We start from the raw sequence: 20,675 nt of genomic DNA, 5'->3' as shown, positions 1-20,675 counted from the left end.
GCCAAAGATCCTACCTGCTTCGTATCTTCTTTGTGAAGTTTGTTTTTTTCCAGTCTTCATTCTGGCTTCTTTCCGGCCTTTTTCACCTAACCACCAAACTGGACAGGGATTTTGGCAAACTGAGATTCAGACATATCTCCCACACAAGACAAATGCACTTTCTTTAAATCAAACAACTGTTTAGCGGTTTCATTGATTTCCTCTAAGGTCACAGACTTGATGGATTTCATTCGGTCTTCCAAAGAAAAATACTTACCATAATAAATTTCTTGGAGACCAATATTATTCATTCGGTTTTCGGGAAGTTCGTATCCTATGGCAATCGAACCCATTTGGTTAGATTTTGCATCGGCAAGTTCCGATTTGGAAAACCCATTTTTGGAAATACTTTCGAGTTCCTTTAGAATGAGTTCCACACAACGTGCTGCCTTTTCTTTGGAAGTCGCAGAAGAAATAGAAAATAATCCCGTAGTTTTGTAATAGGAAGGAAAACTATAAATGCTATAACAAAGTCCTTCTTTTTCTCTGATGTTTTGGAAAAGACGAGATGCCATTCCCCCACCAAGGATTGTCGAAATGAGTTGGGTGACAGTTACGGTTCGGTAATCCCGTTTGTTTCCATTCACACCAAGCATGATATGGAACTGTTCGATTTTCCGGCGCTCCAAATGCTTCGAATAACTTTTTTTAGGTGCTGGAATGATAAGTTCCGTCGGATTTTTTCCCTTTGGATTTTCAAAAGAAAAATATTTATTAGTTAGGTCCAAAATTTTTTCCCAAGTAAAATTTCCTGAAACGGAAATCACCATATTTTTAGGGAAATAGTGTTTTTGAAAGAATGTCCGGATGGATTTTTCACTGACCCCAGTGACAGATTTTTTGGTACCTATGATATCACGTCCGTAAGGTGACTTTTCAAAGATATTACGAAAATAATAATCATAAACAAAGTCATCAGGAGCGTCTTCATAAGAACGCATTTCTTCCATAATGACACCTTTTTCCGTATGGATGTCTTCTTTGCGAAAGAGAGGACGAAATAACATATCGGAAAGAATATCAAAAGCAAGTTCTGCTTGGTCTTTGATCGCGACCACGTAGTACTGTGTGTATTCACGACCAGTCGAACCATTTAGAATTCCACCGACTCTTTCGATGGATTCCGCAATTTCTTTACTCGTTCTACGTTCGGTATCCTTAAAGAGCATATGCTCTAAAAAGTGAAAGTAACCATGTTCGGAATTAGTTTCGGCAAGACTGCCTTGTTTTAAAAAAACACCCACCCCCATAGAGGATGCGTGTTTCATAGGTTGAAAGAGAACCGTTAACCCATTGGGTAAAACGGTTCGTTTACACTCGATGACGGATGCCATTGGTTTTACTCCCCCCAAACAGTTGTTTGGGGACTGTTTAGTTGTCTAAAAGAACATCCTTACGAGAAAGATCGATTTTTCCCATTTTATCAACGGAAATTACCTTTACCTGGATTTTGTCCCCTTCGGAAACAATATCACGAACCGATTGCACTCGTTTCACATCCAATTTAGAGATATGACAGAGACCTTCTTTACCAGGAAGAATTTCCACGAAGGCACCAAAATCAGCAATTCGTTTGATGACGCCATCGTAGATTTTTCCTACTTCGATTTCTTCAAAAATCCCATCGATCATGGCGATGGCTTTTGCTTTAGACTCTTCACTTGGTGAAGCAATGGTCACTTTACCTGTGTCATCCACAGAAATTTCTGATCCAGATTGTTCGATGATCGCACGGATCATTTTACCACCTGGGCCAATGAGTTCACCAATTCGATCTTTTGGAATTTGTTTTTGAGTGATGCGTGGTGCATTGAGGCTCAAATTACCTTTCACAGAAGAAATGGCTTTGTTCATCTCCCCTAGGATATGGTCACGACCTACTTCTGCTTGTTCGATGGCTTTTTGTAAAACTTCCAAACCAAGTCCGTTGACTTTTAGATCCATTTGGAAAGCAGTGATCCCTTTTTTGGTTCCTGCGAGTTTGAAATCCATATCTCCAAAATGATCTTCGATACCGGCGATATCGGAAAGAACTGCAAAACGACCTTTTTCATCACTGAAAAGACCCATGGCAATTCCAGACACAGGACCAGAAATCGGAACTCCCCCAGCCATTAGGGCTAAGGTTCCCGAACATACGGATGCCATTGAGGAAGATCCATTGGATTCTAAAATTTCAGAAACTAGTCGAATGACATAAGGGAAATCGGTCTGAGAAGGAAGGACTTTTTTGATCGCACGTTCTGCTAGGTTTCCATGTCCAATTTCACGTCGGCCAGGACCTGAGTTACGTCGCACCTCTCCCACAGAGAAAGCTGGGAAATTGTAATGCAACATAAAGTTCTTCTCTTTAGAACCTTCCAAAGTTTCGTATCTTTGGTTGTCGGAAGTGGTTCCGAGTGTCATGACCCCAAGTGATTGTGTTTGTCCTCTGGTAAAAACTGCCGAACCATGAGGTCCAGGAAGCACATCGATCTCACAAGAAATTTGACGTATTTCGTTGGTTTTACGACCGTCAAAACGAATTCCTTCGCCTAGCACAAGTTCGCGGACTACTTCATATTCTAATTCATGTAAAAAATGTTTGATATCTTTTGATTTATCTTCTGGAGCGAGTAGAGTTTTAAAATGTTCTACTGTTTCCTTGTTAATGGCTTTGATGTCATCGTTACGTTTTGCTTTGTCTGCATTTTTGTTAGCAGCAGTCAAACGATCAAACGCGAACTCACGAATTTTTGCATGGAGTTCTTTATCAGGAGCTTTTAAAACAACTTCCTTTTTGACAGTTCCATTTTTCTTAGCCAACTCTTCTTGCATTGCCACAGCCACTTTCAACTGTTCTTGTGCAAAACGAAGGGCTGCCATCATATCTTCTTTGGAGATTTCGTTTGCTTCCCCTTCGATCATGACGATGGCATCTTTAGTTCCCGCAACAACCAAATCCAAATCGGATTTTGTAATTTCTTCGTTCGTTGGGTTTAAGATAAACTCACCACCAATTCGACCGATACGAGCACCGGCAATGGGACCCGCAAAAGGAATCGATGATACAGAAAGTGCCGCCGAAGCTGCGTTAATCGCATGACCTTGGACAGAAACTTGTTTGTCTGCTGATAATACTTGTACGAGAAGTTGAACTTCCGAGAAGTAACCTTCAGGGAACATAGGGCGAATGGGACGATCTAAAATTCTAGAAAGGAGAACTTCGTGTTCTGCCGGTTTTGCTTCACGTTTGAAGTAACCGCCTGGAAAACGACCTACCGAGTAAGCTTTCTCCGTGTATTCGCAAGTGAGTGGGAAAAAATCTTGTCCTTCTTTTGGTTCGTCAGCTGCACAAACAGTGGCAAGCAGGACCAAATTTCCGGTTTTGTATACAACCGACCCGTGAGCTTGTTTTGCCCACTTGCCGGTCTCAATGGTGATAGAGTCTCTACCCCAAGAACCAGTGAACTCTGTAGCCATAGGAATTACTTCCTAAGGCCGAGTTTTTCAATCAGCTTTTTATAACTTTCTACGTTGGATTTTTTCAAATATTCCAACAAACTCTTTCTCTGGTTCACCATTGCGATTAGACCGCGGCGAGAGTGGAAGTCCTTCTTGTTCGCTTTGAAATGCTCAGTAAGGTCTTTGATTCGAGAGTCGAGAAGAGCGATTTGTACTTCTGCAGAACCTGTGTCGTTTGGTTTGCTACCGAATGTAGCAATGATCTGCTGTTTTTGTTCTTTTGTGATCATACTAGTGTCCAGATTTTAATAAGGTCTCATTTAGAAAACATAATTTTTGCAGAAGGGTCAAAAAATACTTTCCGATACCGGTAAGGAATGTGGTCCGGTTTCCCTTCGTAATCACACCAAGCAAGGATGGTTTTTTCGTCTGCGTCCACGATATAAAAACCGTTTTCGACAGGTTTTGGAAGTTTGTCCCAGATGTATCCTCCGTGGATCACAGCTTTTTTTTCAGTTTCATCCACGATGCGTGTGGGAAGCGGGAACACTTCTTTCCAATTCTTGAGGTCCTTGTCAGAAATTTGGTCGAAGGTCTTCACCCCGTTCAAATCGTATTCACCAATGGATTCTCTGACGAGTTTCCCTAGAGAAAGAGGTATTCCCCATTTTTCAGAAAGGTCTAAGATGATTTTGCGGATATAGGTTCCAGAACTTACATGGATTCGAAAGGAAAACCCCTCTTTCGTCCTTTGGATATCCCTTACGGAATGGATGGTTATGGCACGTTCTTTTTCCTCTACCACTGTACCTTCTCGAAAAAGGTCGGACTGACGTTTTCCTCCGACTTTGAGTGCAGAAATTTTCGGGGCTTTTTGCGTCTTTTGTTTGGTGAGAGATTCTAGTTCCGCATCCAAACGATTGATCGGAAATTCGGATTCAAAACGAGGTAGGATCGTCTCCCTTTCATCCACTTCCACAACCCCATCTGGGTCACCTGAATCGGTGCGAAGTCCCACGATTACCTCGGCCAGATAAGTTTTATCTTTTCCGAGAAATACTTGGGAGAAAGCAGTATAGTCCCCACATGGTAAAATGAGAAGTCCTTCTGCAAACCGGTCAAGGGTTCCTGTATGGCCCACGGATTTTTGACCTAAGATCCGTTTGGTTTTCAAAACCAAATCGGAACTTGTGATTCCAGGTGGTTTATAAACAAATAAAAATCCAGAATGATAGGGTTTAGACATAAGAATTGTCACCAAATCAAAGTAAGTTGCAAGACAACAAAAACGTTAAAAAGAATTCTTTTTTTACGTTCCTTAACTTTACTCTTGGTTAATTCCATCACCATCAGATTTTGTTTGGGATGAAAAGGATATTTAAGTATCCGAATCCTCTTCTAAATCCGTATTAGATTCGGACTGGTCTGGATGGAGTTCTTCAAAAAGAGTTTTCGGAGCAGACTCATCAATCAGACGATTCACTTCCAAACTTTTGATGTAATTATTATCCCAGACAAAACTAAATTTTGGATTGGTATGTAAGTGTAAATTTTTACCGACAAGCGAAGATAAAAAACCAGCACAAGAGACAAGCCCTTGTGTGAGTTTTTTTCTTTCGTTGTTATTACAAAGAGCAGTAAAGTATACTTTCGCATACTTTAAGTCTTCACTAATTTCGATTCGGTGGAAACTCGGCAAAAAAACCCGAGGGTCTTTTACCTTACCTTCCAATATGGCCGTGGAGATAAGGCGAATGATCTCCGATTCGAGTTTTTTCATTCGAATAGGATTCATTTACGCTACCTTACAGTTTACGAGCAATCTCGCGAATCTCGTATGCTTCGATTTCGTCACCCACAGAGAAGTCATTGAATCCATCGAGTAAGATACCACACTCAAATCCAGTCAGAACATCAGCCACATCGTCTTTCATACGTTTGAGGTTTTTGATCTTACCTTCCCAAGTGATTTCACCGGTTTCGCTCGAAACAACTCGAACATAGGCTTGTTTGGTTACCTTACCAGATTTCACCATACAACCTGCAATGTTACCCACTTTGGAAATTTTGAATACATCTCTGATCTCAACTTTACCAATGATGTTTTCCACTTTTTCCGGTTCGAGCATTCCTTCCATGGACGCTTTTACTTCGTTCACTACATCGTAGATGATACTGTAGTATTTGATTTCGACTTTTTCTTTCTCAGCAAGGGAAACCGTTTTTGGATTCGCACGAGTATGGAAACCAATCACGATTGCATTCGATGCGGAAGCGAGAATGATATCAGAATCCACAATCGCACCTGTTCCCGCATGGATTACATTGAGGCGAACGTCGGCAGTCGAAAGTTTTTCTAGTGCTTCTTTCACCGCTTCTGTAGATCCGCGAACGTCTGCTTTGATGATCACTTTGAGTTCTTTGAGAGCACCTTGTTTGATGATCTCACTCATATTGTCGAGTGTCACACGAGTAGCCGCATTCTTTGATTGGCCGAGTCTTTCATAATCTTGACGGCTATGAGAGATGGTTCTTGCTTCTTTGTCGTCAATCACCACATCAAAGGGAGCACCTGCATCAGGGACCCCATCGAGTCCTGTCACAAGAGCTGGAAAGGATGGGCCCGCTTCTTTGATGGAACGACCAAGGTCGTCATACATCGCACGAACACGTCCCGCATGCACTCCTGCAACAAATGCATCACCTACACGAAGAGTTCCGTTTTGGATAAGAACCGTAGCCACAGCACCACGACCTGGATCGAGTTTTGCTTCCACAATGGTTCCTTTTGCTTTTCGTTTTGGGTTGGCTTTGTGATCCAGAAGTTCTGCTTGGATGATTAACATCTCAAGAAGTTTATCAATACCAATATTACTTTTAGCAGAGATATCACAGAAGATGGTTGTTCCACCCCATTCTTCTGGTTGTAAACCGTAGTTAGAGAGTTCTTGTCTTACCTTCTCTGGGTTAGCGGCTGGAAGGTCAATTTTGTTGACCGCAACAATAATTGGCACTTCTGCTTCTTTGGCGTGGTTGATGGCTTCAATCGTTTGAGGCATCACCCCGTCGTCGGCTGCAACCACTAACACAACAATGTCGGTTACGGAGGCACCACGTGCTCTCATCGAAGTAAAGGCTTCGTGACCAGGTGTATCGAGGAAGGCGATTTTTCCGCGTTCTGTTTCTACTTGGTAAGCACCGATGTGCTGAGTGATTCCACCCGATTCTCCTTCTGCCACTCGAGAAGATCGAATGGTATCAAGGAGTTTCGTTTTACCATGGTCCACGTGACCCATAATCGTCACAACAGGAGGACGTGTGATATAATCTGCTGGATCATCCTTTTCTTCTTCGATGACGGTTTCATCGTAAAGGGAAACAATTTTCACCTTACAACCGTAATCGTCAGCAAGGATAGAAGCAGTTTCTGCATCGATCACGTTATTGATGGTCACCATCATCCCCATTTTCATGAGTTTACTGATGACTTCACCAGGTTTTAAATTCAATTTTTTAGCAATCTCTCCCACTTGGATGTTTTCCAAAATGGAGATTTCTTTAGGGACTGCTGCAAGCGCAGCTGCTTGTGCCTTTTGTTTGCGGAAAGATTGTTTGAAAAACTTTGTGTTTTCGTTTTCTTCTCTTCCGCCCTTTTCTTTATCGAATACTTTCTTTTTGGCACCGCTGGCACCACCGGCACCGGGAGGTCCACCAGGTGCACCAAACGGAGCATCGCCAGGAGGTCTTCCCGTGCCACTACCAGGTCCACCTTGGCCGATGGGTCTAGCTCCACGGTTTCCTTGGTAACCACCGGGGCCACCCTGTCCAGGTCCACGATTTCCTTGGTAACCACCGCCACCTTGTCCAGGTCCGCGATTTCCTTGGTAACCACCGCCACCTTGTCCGGGTCCGCGATTTCCTTGGTAACCACCGCCACCTTGTCCAGGTCCGCGATTTCCTTGGTAGCCGCCACCACCTTGGCCAGGCCCGCGATTTCCTTGGTAACCGCCGCCCTGTCCTTCCGGTCTTTGCGGACGCGGAGTCGTAGGACGAGATACAATAGGGTTACGATCTTCTTTTCTAAAATAACCTTGGTTTCCTCCCCCTTGTTGGCCACCTTGGCCGGAACCACCGCCGGAACGGTAGTTAGGGGAAGAAGTATCACCAGAAAGGATGGATTCGGGTTTACGATCCATCGGAGGTCTTTCTCGTTCTGGTTGTGGTTCCGGTTTTCTTTCTGGCCGGGACACAATAGGTGATGCTTGGGAAGGAGCTTGCGGACCGGAACCGAGTCCCTGTCTTTTAGCTTCCTCACGAATGAGTTCATTCAAATCCTTCTTTTTGTCCGAAGTTTGCGAAGGAGTCGAAACAGGTTTTGCTGTTTCTTGTGCTTGCGTGTTCGCACTGGATTCTTTTTTCTCATCTGCAGGTGCCGCTTTTTTCTTGATGACAAGTTTTTTCTTGGTTTTGTCACCACTGGCTCCCTGCTGGAGGGTTTCTTTAATCGATTTTTGCTCTTCCATATTATGCCTTAAAACTTAACCCTCTTCTACCCATTCGATAGATTCACGAAGCAGGCGTAAAATTTGCTCTGCTGTCGTTTTCCCGATTCCGGAAATTTTCGAAAGTTCCTCTTGGCTGAACTCGAGAAGGGTTTCCACATTTTTGATCCCGCCGGCTTCGAGAAGGCCAACGATCCTTGGGGTAAGACCAGGAACTTCAGAAAGTGGAGTGAACTCAGAGTCCTCATCACCTTCTTCTGAAGCACCATCATATTGGTCTTCTGATTCTTCCATTGCTTCTTGTTGGGCATTGAAGAGTCGATCCAGTTTTTCACGAGCTTCTGGTGAAGCTAGTTCCTGGTTGTATTGGGATACGGTTTTGATGTCGATTTTGAAACCGGAAAGTTGGGATACAAGTTTTACGTTGGACCCGTTGATTCCGATGGCAAGAGAAAGAGATTCATCAGGAACGATGACAAGAGCATCTCCTCTTTTTCTGTCCACATGTACCTCGACTGGTTTTGCCGGTGAGATCGCATTGGCGATGAATACACTAGGTTCATCTGAATGAAGGACGATATCGATTCTTTCGTTTCCAAGTTCACGAACGATGGCTTGGATCCGAACCCCTTTCATTCCTACACAAGCTCCCACAGGATCTACATCAGACTTACTTGTGGTAACAACCACCTTGGTTCTGTAAGATGGAATGCGGGCAACATCTTTGATTTCTACGATGCCGTCATAAACTTCGGGAATTTCCATTTCGAAGAGTTTTTTCACAAAGTCACCCGAAGCACGAGAGAGTGTGATGACAGGCATTGGTTCGCGGGGACGAAGTTCTACACGAGAAATGATGGCTTTCAGACGATCCCCTTGGCGGTATTTTTCCCCAGGGTTTTGGTCTTTTTTTAACATGATCCCTTCTACCTTACCCAGGTCGATGGACATGATGTCTTTTTTCCAACGTTGGAAGTACCCGTGAGTGAGTTCCCCTTCTTTGGATTTATACTCTTGGTAGAGTAATTCTTTTTCCATATCTCGCAAACGTTGGAATACCATTTGTTTGGCTTGGCTGGAAAGAACCCGAGAAAGGTCTTGAGGTTTTTCAAACACTCTCATTTGGGTTCCCACTTCTGCTTTTGGGTCCAATTTTTGCGCGTCTTCCAAAGAGATCTCTAGAGGGTTTGTTGTTTTATCTTCTACCACATCACGTAGTACGGAGATGATGATTTCGTTTTTGTTGTCGGATCCAAAGTCGACTTGGCAACGGTCATCTGTTTCCGCTTCTAAACCGACTTTTTTGCGATAGGCGGCAAGAAGGGAGTCGCGGATGACACCGTATACGAGGTCTTTATCAAGAGATTTGTCCTGACAGAATTGTTGGATGGCTTCGAATAGCCCAGTTTCTTTCGTTGCTTGTTTTGTCGCCATAGTCTTAAATTTCTAAATACAAATTTCCCTTTCGTATTTCTGCGATGGGCATCAATACCGATTTTTGGTTCTTTTTGTGTCGAGTTTTACGATCGTAAAGCGTAAGCTCAACAGAATCCCCCGAAACCGGTCCCAAACGATACAATCGTTTGTCCCATTTCCCTGTTTCCAGCGGTACTTCTAGTTTAACTAAAAGTCCTTGGAAACGACTTAAATCCTCCGGCAGGCGCAAAACACGTTCTGCTCCCGCGGAGGAGACTTGGAGAGTGAAATCAAATTCATCTCCCCATAAATCCAGCTCCTCTTTGAGTCTCCTAGACACATTCTCACAGTCTTCCAAACTAGCAGAGCCAGTTTTGTCTGTGAGATGATCAAGTTCTATCTCAATGAGGGCGTGGTTTTTCCGATTCTGTACTTGGAGCGAAAAAAGCGCTAGAGGTGGAGCGAGAACGCGTAAAATAAGTTCTCTGATGTTTTCCTCGGTATATACCAAACCATTTCCAAAAGATTCCCAAAGGAATCTGTATAAGAGACCCAGCTCATGCTAAAATTTAACATGTCTACTGTCAAGCTAGGAAAAGCGAGTTGTCCTGTAAATAAAAAATTAGGGAATGGATGTTGCACCATGCGAACCTTTTATTTCCTTCTCACCCTATTCGTTTCCACTTCCTGCCTTAGATTCCGAGTCGAGAACCTGAAAGAAGAAATCCTCTTTCGAATCCCCCTCGGTGGGACCAATGAGAGTTTTGAAGGTGTGGTGGTAAACCAAGTACTGACCAACGTCCCCTTAACCATCCCTAATTCATCAAATATTAGCGCACTTGCTGACAATAAACAAGCGGTAATCAAACTTTTTGACAGAAACGGAAGGCTCGATGCCACCATAGGAAACCCCGATTTTAAATCCATTTCTGGAATTCCACATTATCCTTTCCGATTTGGTGGGATCGGCATTGTCGCCATGAATGAGGACGGCGACCTGATTGTACAAAACCGAATTTCCACCAAGGGAATGGAACTTCCTCAAGGGTCGGAAAATCTCTATAAAACCTACAGTGGTGCTTTTTCTACCCAAGGGACAACGGTGCTTCCATCGTTTCTTGTACAAATTTCTCAAAAAGGTGTCGTGAAATTTATGTTAGGGGCCTCTGGAAAAAATACAGAGCCATTTCGTTATATTGAGTATATTTTACCGGGAGATGGAGACAAACTATTTGTTTACCATCGGATTGCCGAGGAAATGCGACTTTCGTATTTTGAAGAAGGAGAACTCAAAGGAAATCTAAAAGAATCGGGACTTGATATATTTGCAAGTAATGATGCCAAAGAATTTGATATCACTCTCGATAAACTCCTTCCCCATCCAGAAGGAGAGTATGTTCTCGGCTCTTTTAGTTATTATTCCAAAAAGGACAAACGATTTAAATTCCGAAGGATTTTTCGTTTTGTTTTTGATTCCAAAAGTTCGGAATTTTTAAAAGAAATTCAAGACCCATCTGAGATTTTATTTTCCATTCGTAACAACGGAGAGTTTTATATTTGGGAAACAGAGGACGGAGGGAATGCGGCAAGGCTCCAAGTCCATGACAAAGATGGAAACCATATCAATAACAAACGAATTCCTTTTTCTAGTCCACGCGGTCAGTGGAGAGAAACCTACACCGATGCCTTTGATAATATTTATTCGGTACGGATTCGTGCAGGTGCTCTCGAAGTTTATCGTTGGATCTAAATGAAACAGAAACCCCTATTCACCAATATAGAATCGAAACATTTAGATTCCCTTGCCATAAGAGACCTTGGGTTTCATGAAGAGACCTTAATGGGGATGGCAGCCCTTTCTGTTTTCCATGCCAATGAAGATTTATGGAAAACTGCCGAATCCATTTGGATTCTTTGCGGCACTGGCGGAAACGGCGGGGACGGATATGCCCTTGCCCACACCCTTTACCAAGAAGGATATAAAGTTAAATGTTTTTCCACAGCACCAAACAAATCCGAAGCGGGAAAGTTCTACGAATCTTTAGTTTCAAAAACACTCGGTTCCACTGGGAACTTAGATGAGTTTTATAAGGAATGGGAAGAAGCGGAAGAAGATTCCGTCCTTCTCGTGGATGCCCTGCTTGGCACTGGGTTCCAAGGAGAACTTTCCGAAGAACTGAAAGAGTTGATAGAAACCATCAATGAATCGGATGTCTTTTTTTACCGTTTGTCTCTCGACACAGCCAGTGGTTGGAATCCATACATTTTGGGAAAAGAGGAAAAAACCAATGTATTTGTGTATGCGGATTCCATTGAAGAACTTGGGACAAGAAAATGGGAAAATGTAGGGTTTATTTATGAAAAGGATTCTATCATTCCCAGATACTACGAGTCCATTGGATTTCCCATCAAAACCCACCTAAATGAAGTTACATTTTCCAATCGTTATTATTTGGAACCAGATCCTGAATCGGCAATCCAGTCCCTAAAAAGAAAAAATAAAGACCATAAATATAGCGCCGGTTCTGCCATTTTTTATGGTGGAGAAACAGGAATGGAAGGAGCCATTTTACTTTCCGAAGAAGCCTTTTCCAGGCTCGGTGGTGGGATCAGTAAAATTTTCTCCCCTTCTTCTCAAATCAGTTCCTATGTTTTAAAAGAAGATCTTTCTAAAATGTCAAAAACCTCTTCTTTTTCAGACCTTACCAGTGATCCCTTTTTTACGAAAACAAAAACGATCGTAGTGGGACCTGGCCTTACCCAGTACCCGCAAGATTTAGAAGGTTGGACTCTCCCCGAAGGTAAAAAACTGATTCTAGATGCGGGAGCCATTCCCAGTTTTGGAACCAAACTCCCCAAGGGAAACCAAATCCTCCTCACTCCTCATGTGGGTGAACTGAATCGAATGACGGGTAAAACTCACGGTTCCATCCAGTCCGCCTATGATACGTTAATTGAATTTTGCCCACAAAACAAGGTGTATGTGTTATTAAAATCTTTTGTGAGTCTACTTGTTTGTCCCGATGGTCCCTCCTATATTTGGGAATCTCCGAATCCCAAGTTGGCAACGATGGGAACGGGAGATTTGTTGTCAGGGATTTTAGCAAGATACCTTAGTTTGGAATTGAGTATTCCCGAATCTGTACAATTGGCCTTATCCTTTTTGGATCATTCCAAACAGTTGGAAGAACCCTATCCTTCGGCCCACCAAATTCTAAAATCCCTTGTGGAGTTAGTGTAAATGGGAAAAGGATACCATTCTCGTTCTCCCGAAGAATTTAGAGAATACCTCAAACAAATTGGGGATAAAAATAAAAAAACAAGATGGAGGCAGATTGTTCTCCTGATTGATTTAGTCCTTGTTGTTTTGATATTTTATATTGGATTTCGGGCCTTAAATCCAGGTAGCTTTCAAAACCGCACCCAGTCCGACAAACAGATCGTAGACGGATACCCAACCTATTTAAGTCTTTCCCGGGAAGAAGATGATAAGTTCCAAGGCTATTTTTTATTTATAGAAAATAATACAAAATTGCCCATCGAGTTCCCTAACCCCAAATGGAAATCGGAATTTCGAATCAAAACAAGATTAGGGATTCTCTGTTTCCAAGAGGAGATCCATTGGGAGAATAGAACCATTCCCCCGAACGCCAACGGCTTTTTATACCATTCAGTTTCCAAAGAAAAATGGAAAGGTTTAGTCTCAGATTGCCGCAAAGAAATCTTTGATGAAGAAGCTTCCATCTTTCGTTCGAAGTTTCGTTCTCTGGATTTAGGATTTTATTCGCAAGTGCTGATCCATTCCGAAGACAGGACTTACACTTTCCAAATCAAACAAAAACCGTACAAGTAAAAACGGAATTCTCGTCACAAATAACGAAAAAGAGTTTTTTAGAATCCAATCTCTTAAATTAGAAAATTGGACTTAAAACATCAGGGATCTCGAAGTATAACCAGTATTATCTTTCGAACGTCACTGCCGGATACTCTTCTAAATAACTTTCGCCCAAAGCACCATAGTATATTACGTTTCGATTCGTAAAATCTACATCATACCCGACAACACCAGCTTCCCAAGCTGCTTTTAAAAATTCGAGGAATGTACTTTTTCCTTCTTGGTCGGCACGTATAGCATTGATTAGATTATCGCGGTGAAACTTCGGAATCTCATGGACTCCTGTGACAAGTGGTGTTCCTTGTTGGACGACAGAGCCTTCTTTCATTTGGTAGACGGCTTGGAGGGACGGTAGATACCATCGATTCATAAGAACACCGGCTTCCCTAAGAACTTCCGCTAAGATAGGAAACCCACCTACTTTCGGACGGATGGACATCGCAAATTTTTGCGCTTCTGTTAGTTTTGTGATTAGGTCTTTCATTGTTTTCTCCTCATTCGATGGGGGTTAAATTTAGTTTATGGGCGGAAGTTAGTTTTATGAGAGTCTTCCTTAGTTCTTCTTTTTCTGATTTGGATAGAAGAGAAAAAAAAGTAGAATCGTTTTCATCGGCAACTTCTGAGAGTCTGGGAACAAGTTTTACACCGGCTTTGGTCAGTTTGATATCTTGGTAACGCCTGTCTTCACTTGCTTCTTCGCGACTCACAAGACCTTTGTTTAATAGCCTATCAATCAGTTTCGAAACGGCTCCCCGACTGAGACCGGTGATTTCTGCGATTACACTCGGGGAAGTATTGGTTTTATAAGAATACATTTCCCTAAGGATCACCCATTCCGCAACAGTCACATCCAAACTTTCTAGTTTCTTGGCAAAGGAATGAGAAACCGCATTGGAAACCACACGCAAATGGTATCCCAGGTGGGATTTAAGATGGCTTGGTTCTAAATTTTGTTTTTTCCGCATAGAAGGATATTAGTTTCCTAAGAAACTATTGTCAAGGAAATTAAATGGCGAATTATACCTCATAAAACCTTTTTAGATTTTTTATTTGAGTAAGCGAGAGAATGTAGCTGTTTTTCAAGACAAACGTTTTCAATACAATTACAGAATCGCTACCTATTCTGCATCTGAAATTGACATTCTGACTTTAGAAAAAAATCTATATCCAGTCATTTTGAATACAATCAAATCGAGTCCAGATATGAAACTCTTTCGAGAGAACGAAGTGACACTTGTACATTCTTATCGAGTTAAAATGGGGAATTATTTTTTTTCTATGGAATTTAGACCAAAAGACTATCAATGATTTTAAACTTTGGGGTAGTTAGTTGGGTTAACCCGAAAGTTACTGATGTAAGCTGCGGGATGCTAATGTTTGATAGGGAGAGATCAGATGAACAAAGTTAACAAAAGGAACTAATATACAAAGTAAAAAAATGATCTTATCGGCAAAATTCATGGCAGAGTTAGATACTTAAAAAGTACATTCTGAAGAATAATTAGAAATGAAAATATTCTTGTTATATGAGCCGAGAGAACTTGGTAATTTACGCGGATCCAAAGGTATACGATTTCGATTACTTTGAGAATCGATCCTAATGGCAGTTTGCTCAAAATAGTTAGCCTCGTTGAATGCGTATGATTTAATATATATCTGTTTGATATTCGATGAAAATTCAAGATAACGATAACTAGTCAATGGAATACAAGATTCGATTAGACATTCTGATTGGGTCAAAGTTTTATTTACTATTATATTGGAATTCGTTGCTTCAAAGGATGGATCACTTATATCATAAATCAAAATTCTAGAGTTGTTAAAAATCTGGAATCCAAGATTATTTTGACTGACAAAACTCTGATAATCACCGATGAACAAGTTAATGTTATTAACCGTAGTTTCAAATTTAAAAAAATCCACATCACTCTCAGGATAGATTTTCAAATATCCCGAGACTATGATACATTTTGCTTCGTCAAAAGAGTTGTTCGGCTCATTCAGATTTCTCTCGAAATTATACAAAAGGTAGATATACGCAAAACTTCCCTCTTTGGTGTGTGTATTCTTTTTTGAAGGAATGCAAAAAATTTGCGAAACTATCACGATAGCCAAAGTTACAAACACAAATCTATTGATCATTTTTGATAAAATATTCAAAATATCCCCTTTCCTTGTCTGAAGAGTTAAAATATCCAAAGTTAAGTGTAGTAGAACGAAAAGAATCTACATTTGCCGGATTTAGAAATTGAATGTTTCCGTTCTTTTGAAAATATCTATTGATCCATTGTTTGTCATAGGCTCCCGAAGGAATTTGGTAACTTCGAAAACCATCAATATCCATTAATTCGCTGCATGAGCTAATACAAAAAATTTGAGTTTTAATCCTATAAATCTTCATGGTGAAAAATGATACTTTGCTGGCATATACTGACAGATTTTTTCCCATTGTATTTTCATCATTCATTTACCGAAAGCCTATTCAAATCTGAGAATAATTTAAAAAACCCACTTTCAATGTTCATTGATATATATGCTGACACAAGGCAAGATATTGTGCAGGAGTAAAAGTCACTGAATCAGAAGTGATAGGCACCGAATTCAATTCGGAATTCACGGCAACTAAAGCACACAAGGCTAAATCTCTCTTTGGATCGCCTTGGTCTGTTTTATCTCGACAACAAAGAAAACAAGATAGAATCATTATGAAGACTAAATTTTTATAAATCATGTATTTTCCTCCAAAGTGCCTATCCAAAGACACTATGATTTATCGATTAATTCTTTAGCCAATTCATTCTGAAATAGCAAAAACGTTTCAAAATAATCGTCTCTAAAATCACCATTTACAAAATTGATCCAAAAAAATGGTAAAAGCAAAATGGAACAAATTTCGGTGGTTCGGAAATCCAAGGATGAATCGTAAGTCCCACATACTTTTGGCAGATATAAATATCTAATTTTTTGTTTATACGTTTCCGGTAAAATATACTTCTTTTCGATGTTTGTATTGGATTTGGGAATGTACAAACAAAATATTAAAAAAAAGGAATGAAAATTAATATTCGATTCACTGATTCCATACCCAATACGACTAATACACTAAAATTGTGCCTTTCGCTTCATTGTTACATACATTTTTTGCGCTAGTTATACCCATGGAAGCCGGTAGAATAAATTCATTCACATAAAAGATATTCGAAGATACACATTTAAAATCCTCGGGATAATTTAGATTACATTTAGTCGGGTTTTTTGCTAAAGATTGCCATTCAGTGATGATTTTATTTGGATCTATTCCGACTAAAGTATATACATTCACACAATAGTGACTCAAACTTAAGGTTATATTTTGGGTATCGATTACCGAATAACGGAAATACATATTGTTCATAGGCAATCCGGAAATATAATTTCCCAAATATTCATTTGTAATCAGAAGTAAAACAGTGATTTGTTTTAGGGTTTTATTTTCCGTCTTCTCTTCACTCAGATTTTCTAAGTTGATACAATGAATTACCAGTAAAATTTGAATGGAAAACAAAATTAATTTTTTCATTTCTTTATAAAATACATTTTTATCAGATAACGCAGATTTATTGGATAAAAAAGCAACTTTCATAAATAGCAACTAACTTTTTGTTACACTTGTCTAGTGAAAAATCATAATATCGCTAGATTTCTTTTATGGCTTTTGATTTAGATAACAATCCTTATTGTTATCTAAATCAAATTTTTTAGCAAACCTAGTATTTTAGTGTCAGTATATGCAAGAGGGATACGCAGGGCCTTGGTCTGCACTTTGTGCAGACGGAAGCGTTCAGCGGACCCCGGAGTAGCCCGGTCCCGAGGTTAAAAAATGTTCGCCAAACAGAGGTGATGTTTTATTTTTTAGCTTTATGTTCGGGACTTGCCCCAAAGAAGGAGTCAATCAATAGAGATGATTTGGAATCCGATTATTAATTCTTTTGGTTTCTGTATTGGTATTTTGCCCTTTGTTTAAAGTAAGAATTCCTTTTCTTTTGTTTTTTATACTGTCTTGTTCTTTTGATGGAGGGAAAGTCAAGGATGTAAGAGAATTTGAAAAAGAAAAAAGAGAAATAATCAATTTAAAATTGGTTCAATGTGGAATGGACGAAAAAAATAATAAGGAAAGTTTAGAAGATAATCTATTTCTTCTTCTCCTTTTCCCCGAATCTTCGCTTTATCAACTTGGATTCTTTAAAAGCCATGTTACCAATAAAGACGCCCATTTTTGTTATAACGCCTTATATAGCGTTCCGTGCGGCAGAACGAAAGGTGAATCGGCAAAAAATATAATGACGACAAATTTACTCTATTGTAACCCAAAAACTGCCTGTATGGGTGACAAACAGAACTTCGGTCAAGGAGAGATTTGTATTTCGGGAGAGTGAACCAAAGGGTTCGATCCCCGACTTTGTTCTGTTAGATGGACTTGTTTGTGTTAATTAAATTGGTGCCCCAGGAGGGAATCGAACCCCCACTGTCGGTTCCGAAGACCGATGTTCTATCCGTTGAACTACCAGGGCATGGTGATGGATGTAATGTCAGGATAGGCGGGGCCTGTCTTCGGGCAAATGATTTTTTGGAGGAGAGAGGCTGATACGAATGATGTAAAAGGCAAGCAGGATGGTCCAACCAATGAGAAAAAACCGAAGGAAAAGAAAGATATAGTAAATCGGTTTGGATTCACCGGGAACAATAAAGATGGTTAAATCGTTGGCAGTGAGAATTTGGGAGCCAGGGATTTTTTTTCGAATAGAGTCAAAGGCCTTACGAAAATCACCAAGTCTTTCTGATGGATCTAAATGAAAATCATTGGTATAACGTAAGGAACCTTCATCTCCAAAAGCGTAAAAATGTGATTCCCAACCTAAAAATCCAAATTCCGCAGGAAGGGAACCAGGAGGGTTTCGCACAAAAAAATAGATAGTTCCTTGGTCTATAGGAAAGGAGGGAATTTGTCCTTCGAGCCTGAGTTTGTCCCGACTATACCCATCTTCATAAAAATCAGACCAGTCCCCCCACTGATAAAGAATTCCTGATTCCCCCTTCCATAAAAATCCACCGAGACTGGGAAGAGTTTCCAAAGATTCTTCGAACATGGATAGATTTTTGTTTTTGGATTGGATATCTTTTTCTGTTAAACCAAGGGTGCGTAAATTGTTTTTTAGATGGATGCGGAGCTCACGCACTTCGGCAGTATTGGATTCATGGATTCGTTTGCGGATTTCGGTTTCTTCTTTGCGGAAGGGATTGGCAAAAACGGTTTCTGAGATAGAATAAATGAATTCGGTAATGGGCTCTGAAGAATCACCTTTTGTTTGTGCAAAAGTTCTTTCTGCACCAATCAGAAATAGAAAGGGAAGGATCAAAAAATAGATTCTCATCTCTTTACCTATCGGCCAAATTGGGAAGAATGATAAACTGTCCCATCTGTGATGCGCACAAAAATGAAACACAAATTGTCTACCAAAATGAAAATTGGGTCCTGAGAAAAGCAGACCAAAACTTGGAAGGGTATTTGTATATGGAGCACCGTAACCACGTAGACTCCTGGTTTGGGTTGACTCTTTCGGAGTTTGAAAATTACGGCCGCGCCCTCCACAAAGCAACGGAGATTTTAAAAGAATACAATCCAGAAAAAATGTATATTGTGGCCATTGCCGAAAGAGTTCCTCATTTGCATGTGCACTTAATTCCTAGGTATGAAAACCAAGACAAAGGCCTTGATCATATCGCAAAAGCTACGGGACCCGGTTTTCCCAAACCCATGTAAGCCCAAAATAATAGAAAAAATGGTAGGTTTTTTTAAAAACTTACCTACTCTTTTTCTTTGTGGTTTTAGAAAGACATCCAACCAACCAAGTTCCCAAGTATTCGGCAAGTGACCTGACTGATTTACAAGAAAGGTTTTTTTTATTACAACGAGAAAGTTTCAAACAAAAAATTGCCCATATTTTTTTGTTAGAGGGATTTTCCTCTACGGGAAAAGGTTCCATCTTACAGTCGTTAACGATTCGTTTGGACCCGAGAAAATTTAAAGTGTATTCACCTTATGTTCATTTGTCAGAGGATAGAGGTTATCCTTTTCTTTGGAATTTCTGGCGAGTGGTTCCTCGTTATGGGGAGTTTTTGTTTTATTTAAATACTTACTATAGTCGCCTTGCCTTCCTTCGTTCCGAAAAAAAAATCAGCCAATCAGAATACGACCACAGGCTTCTCTCCATTCTAAATACAGAAAGAATCTTATCCAAAGACAAAATCATCGTTCATAAATTCTTTTTACATATTTCCAAAAAAGACCAAAAAAAACGTTTAGAAGATTCTAAAAAAAAGAAAAAGGAATGGGAACTCTCTGCCTTTGACAAAGACCAAGGAAAACATTACAATCGTTACTTTGAGATTTTTGATTCTATTTTGAGTTCTTCCCGAACCATTGACTCTCCTTGGCAAATCATCACCAGTGAAAAAAAAGAAGATACAAAACTTCTGGTTTTTGAATCCATTTTGGAACGATTAGAGAGAGTTTTGCAGTATGATTCCCGAACCGCACTTCAATCCATCAATCATGGTATGGAGCTTATCCCATGAAATCTAATTCATCTATGAGCCGCATTTTACAATTAAACCAATTGAACCAGGAAGAAAAACTTTCACCTGACGAATACCAGGTGAAGATGAAAGTTTTAAAAAATCGAATCCGAGACCTAACCTTTCTTTCCAAAGAAAAAGAAAGACCAGTTTTATTTGTATTCGAAGGTTGGGATGCTGCAGGGAAAGGTGGTGCCATTCGAAGGCTCACTCAAGAAATTGATCCCAGATTATTTGAAGTTCATAATATTTCCGCACCTAATGCAGAAGAAATCCAACACCATTATCTTTGGAGATTTTGGAATCGCATTCCGAAAAAAGGTCATATAGGGATTTTTGATCGTTCTTATTACGGTCGTGTTCTTGTCGAACGAGTAGAAGGATTTGCTTCCGAATCGGAATGGTCGCGGGCCTACGAAGAAATCGCCTTATTCGAAGAACAATTGATTAGTTTTGGAACCATCGTATTTAAGTTTTGGCTCCATATCGATTCCAATGAACAACTGTTACGTTTTGAGACTAGAAAAACCGACCCTCTCAAACGTTGGAAACTTACAGACGAAGATTGGCGTAACCGGGATAAATGGCCTCTTTACGAAGAAGCAGCCAACCAAATGTTCCAAAAAACCGACGCACCCAAAGCCCCTTGGTTTTTAATTCCGGCTAACAATAAATATTTTGCAAGGACCAAAGTCTTAGAAACAGTAGTGAATCGATTACAAGAGGAACTTGAGTAAAGGGAATATTGGCGTTATTAAAATTTG

At 40.4% G+C, this 20,675-nt stretch carries 20 protein-coding genes and 1 tRNA gene; 7 read left to right on the top strand and 14 right to left on the bottom strand.

The features are described 5' to 3' along the window. Positions 1–86: 86 nt before the first annotated feature. From EHR07_RS05350 to rimP, 8 genes are all read right to left on the bottom strand, one after another. Positions 87–1,373 (bottom strand): M16 family metallopeptidase, encoded by a 1,287-nt coding sequence (locus tag EHR07_RS05350; protein ID WP_135744125.1) that lies wholly within the window; start codon positions 1,371–1,373, stop codon positions 87–89. A 37-nt stretch (positions 1,374–1,410) separates the two neighbouring features. Then, a complete protein-coding gene (gene pnp, locus EHR07_RS05345; protein WP_135744124.1) occupies positions 1,411–3,501 on the bottom strand; it encodes a polyribonucleotide nucleotidyltransferase in 2,091 nt (696 codons plus the stop codon). Positions 3,502–3,506: 5 nt separating this feature from the next. Further along, entirely contained in the window at positions 3,507–3,773 is a 267-nt protein-coding gene (rpsO, locus tag EHR07_RS05340; RefSeq protein WP_100742754.1) for a 30S ribosomal protein S15, read from the bottom strand. Positions 3,774–3,799: 26 nt separating this feature from the next. Then, the gene (truB, locus tag EHR07_RS05335; RefSeq protein ID WP_135744123.1) at positions 3,800–4,729 is read right to left on the bottom strand and encodes a tRNA pseudouridine(55) synthase TruB; all 930 of its coding nucleotides are present in this window, start codon (positions 4,727–4,729) and stop codon (positions 3,800–3,802) included. 132 nt (positions 4,730–4,861) lie between these two features. Further along, complete coding sequence (gene rbfA, locus EHR07_RS05330; protein ID WP_135744122.1) at positions 4,862–5,278, bottom strand: 30S ribosome-binding factor RbfA; 417 nt, start codon at positions 5,276–5,278, stop codon at positions 4,862–4,864. Positions 5,279–5,288: 10 nt separating this feature from the next. Beyond that, the gene (gene infB / locus EHR07_RS05325; RefSeq protein ID WP_135744121.1) at positions 5,289–8,006 is read right to left on the bottom strand and encodes a translation initiation factor IF-2; all 2,718 of its coding nucleotides are present in this window, start codon (positions 8,004–8,006) and stop codon (positions 5,289–5,291) included. 15 nt (positions 8,007–8,021) lie between these two features. Continuing rightward, the gene (nusA, locus tag EHR07_RS05320; RefSeq protein WP_135744120.1) at positions 8,022–9,419 is read right to left on the bottom strand and encodes a transcription termination factor NusA; all 1,398 of its coding nucleotides are present in this window, start codon (positions 9,417–9,419) and stop codon (positions 8,022–8,024) included. A gap of 4 nt (positions 9,420–9,423) precedes the next feature. After that, the gene (gene rimP, locus EHR07_RS05315; RefSeq protein WP_135744119.1) at positions 9,424–9,912 is read right to left on the bottom strand and encodes a ribosome maturation factor RimP; all 489 of its coding nucleotides are present in this window, start codon (positions 9,910–9,912) and stop codon (positions 9,424–9,426) included. Between the two features lie 132 nt (positions 9,913–10,044). Between rimP and EHR07_RS05310 the strand changes: the two genes are divergently transcribed. From EHR07_RS05310 to EHR07_RS05300, 3 genes are read left to right on the top strand one after another with little or no spacing between them, the layout of a single operon-like run. Further along, complete coding sequence (locus EHR07_RS05310; RefSeq protein ID WP_135744118.1) at positions 10,045–11,151, top strand: LIC_12708 family protein; 1,107 nt, start codon at positions 10,045–10,047, stop codon at positions 11,149–11,151. Further along, positions 11,152–12,642, top strand: coding sequence for an NAD(P)H-hydrate epimerase (locus EHR07_RS05305; RefSeq protein ID WP_135744117.1), 1,491 nt, complete (start codon positions 11,152–11,154; stop codon positions 12,640–12,642). After that, positions 12,643–13,254 carry a hypothetical protein gene (locus tag EHR07_RS05300; protein ID WP_135744116.1) on the top strand — a complete coding sequence of 204 codons (612 nt, stop codon included), beginning with the start codon at positions 12,643–12,645 and terminating at the stop codon, positions 13,252–13,254. A 106-nt stretch (positions 13,255–13,360) separates the two neighbouring features. Here the strand turns inward: EHR07_RS05300 and EHR07_RS05290 are convergent, their stop codons facing one another. After that, positions 13,361–13,780 carry a DUF1398 family protein gene (locus EHR07_RS05290; RefSeq protein ID WP_135744115.1) on the bottom strand — a complete coding sequence of 140 codons (420 nt, stop codon included), beginning with the start codon at positions 13,778–13,780 and terminating at the stop codon, positions 13,361–13,363. Positions 13,781–13,790: 10 nt separating this feature from the next. Then, positions 13,791–14,261: a MarR family winged helix-turn-helix transcriptional regulator gene (locus EHR07_RS05285; protein ID WP_135744114.1), complete on the bottom strand. Its 471-nt coding sequence runs from the start codon at positions 14,259–14,261 to the stop codon at positions 13,791–13,793. Positions 14,262–14,346: 85 nt separating this feature from the next. On the opposite strand from EHR07_RS05285, the gene EHR07_RS05280 reads away from it, so the two are divergent. After that, the gene (locus tag EHR07_RS05280) at positions 14,347–14,604 is read left to right on the top strand and encodes a hypothetical protein (protein ID WP_135744113.1); all 258 of its coding nucleotides are present in this window, start codon (positions 14,347–14,349) and stop codon (positions 14,602–14,604) included. 823 nt (positions 14,605–15,427) lie between these two features. On the opposite strand, the gene EHR07_RS05275 is transcribed toward EHR07_RS05280, so the two are convergent. From EHR07_RS05275 to EHR07_RS05260, 4 genes are all read right to left on the bottom strand, one after another. Next, entirely contained in the window at positions 15,428–15,640 is a 213-nt protein-coding gene (locus tag EHR07_RS05275; RefSeq protein WP_135744112.1) for a hypothetical protein, read from the bottom strand. Between the two features lie 750 nt (positions 15,641–16,390). Then, the gene (locus EHR07_RS05270; protein WP_135744111.1) at positions 16,391–16,918 is read right to left on the bottom strand and encodes a hypothetical protein; all 528 of its coding nucleotides are present in this window, start codon (positions 16,916–16,918) and stop codon (positions 16,391–16,393) included. Positions 16,919–17,771: 853 nt separating this feature from the next. Beyond that, positions 17,772–17,846 (bottom strand) — tRNA-Arg (locus EHR07_RS05265). Positions 17,847–17,864: 18 nt separating this feature from the next. Then, complete coding sequence (locus EHR07_RS05260; protein ID WP_135744110.1) at positions 17,865–18,707, bottom strand: hypothetical protein; 843 nt, start codon at positions 18,705–18,707, stop codon at positions 17,865–17,867. 32 nt (positions 18,708–18,739) lie between these two features. Between EHR07_RS05260 and EHR07_RS05255 the strand changes: the two genes are divergently transcribed. The 3 genes from EHR07_RS05255 to EHR07_RS05245 are packed head-to-tail and all read left to right on the top strand — an operon-like array spanning position 18,740 to position 20,648. Next, on the top strand, positions 18,740–19,096 hold the full coding sequence (locus EHR07_RS05255) for an HIT family protein (protein WP_135744395.1): 357 nt from the start codon (positions 18,740–18,742) through the stop codon (positions 19,094–19,096). Positions 19,097–19,155: 59 nt separating this feature from the next. Next, positions 19,156–19,911 (top strand): polyphosphate kinase 2 family protein, encoded by a 756-nt coding sequence (locus EHR07_RS05250; RefSeq protein WP_135744109.1) that lies wholly within the window; start codon positions 19,156–19,158, stop codon positions 19,909–19,911. Further along, the gene (locus tag EHR07_RS05245; protein ID WP_135744108.1) at positions 19,908–20,648 is read left to right on the top strand and encodes a UDP-galactose-lipid carrier transferase; all 741 of its coding nucleotides are present in this window, start codon (positions 19,908–19,910) and stop codon (positions 20,646–20,648) included. Before EHR07_RS05250 ends, EHR07_RS05245 begins: the two co-directional genes overlap by 4 nt. Positions 20,649–20,675: the final 27 nt, after the last annotated feature.

It is taken from the genome of Leptospira bandrabouensis, from assembly GCF_004770905.1.
Lineage (GTDB): Bacteria > Spirochaetota > Leptospiria > Leptospirales > Leptospiraceae > Leptospira_A > Leptospira_A bandrabouensis.
Note: the sequence above shows the minus strand (reverse complement) of the source record. Positions and strands in the feature narration are given on the sequence as shown.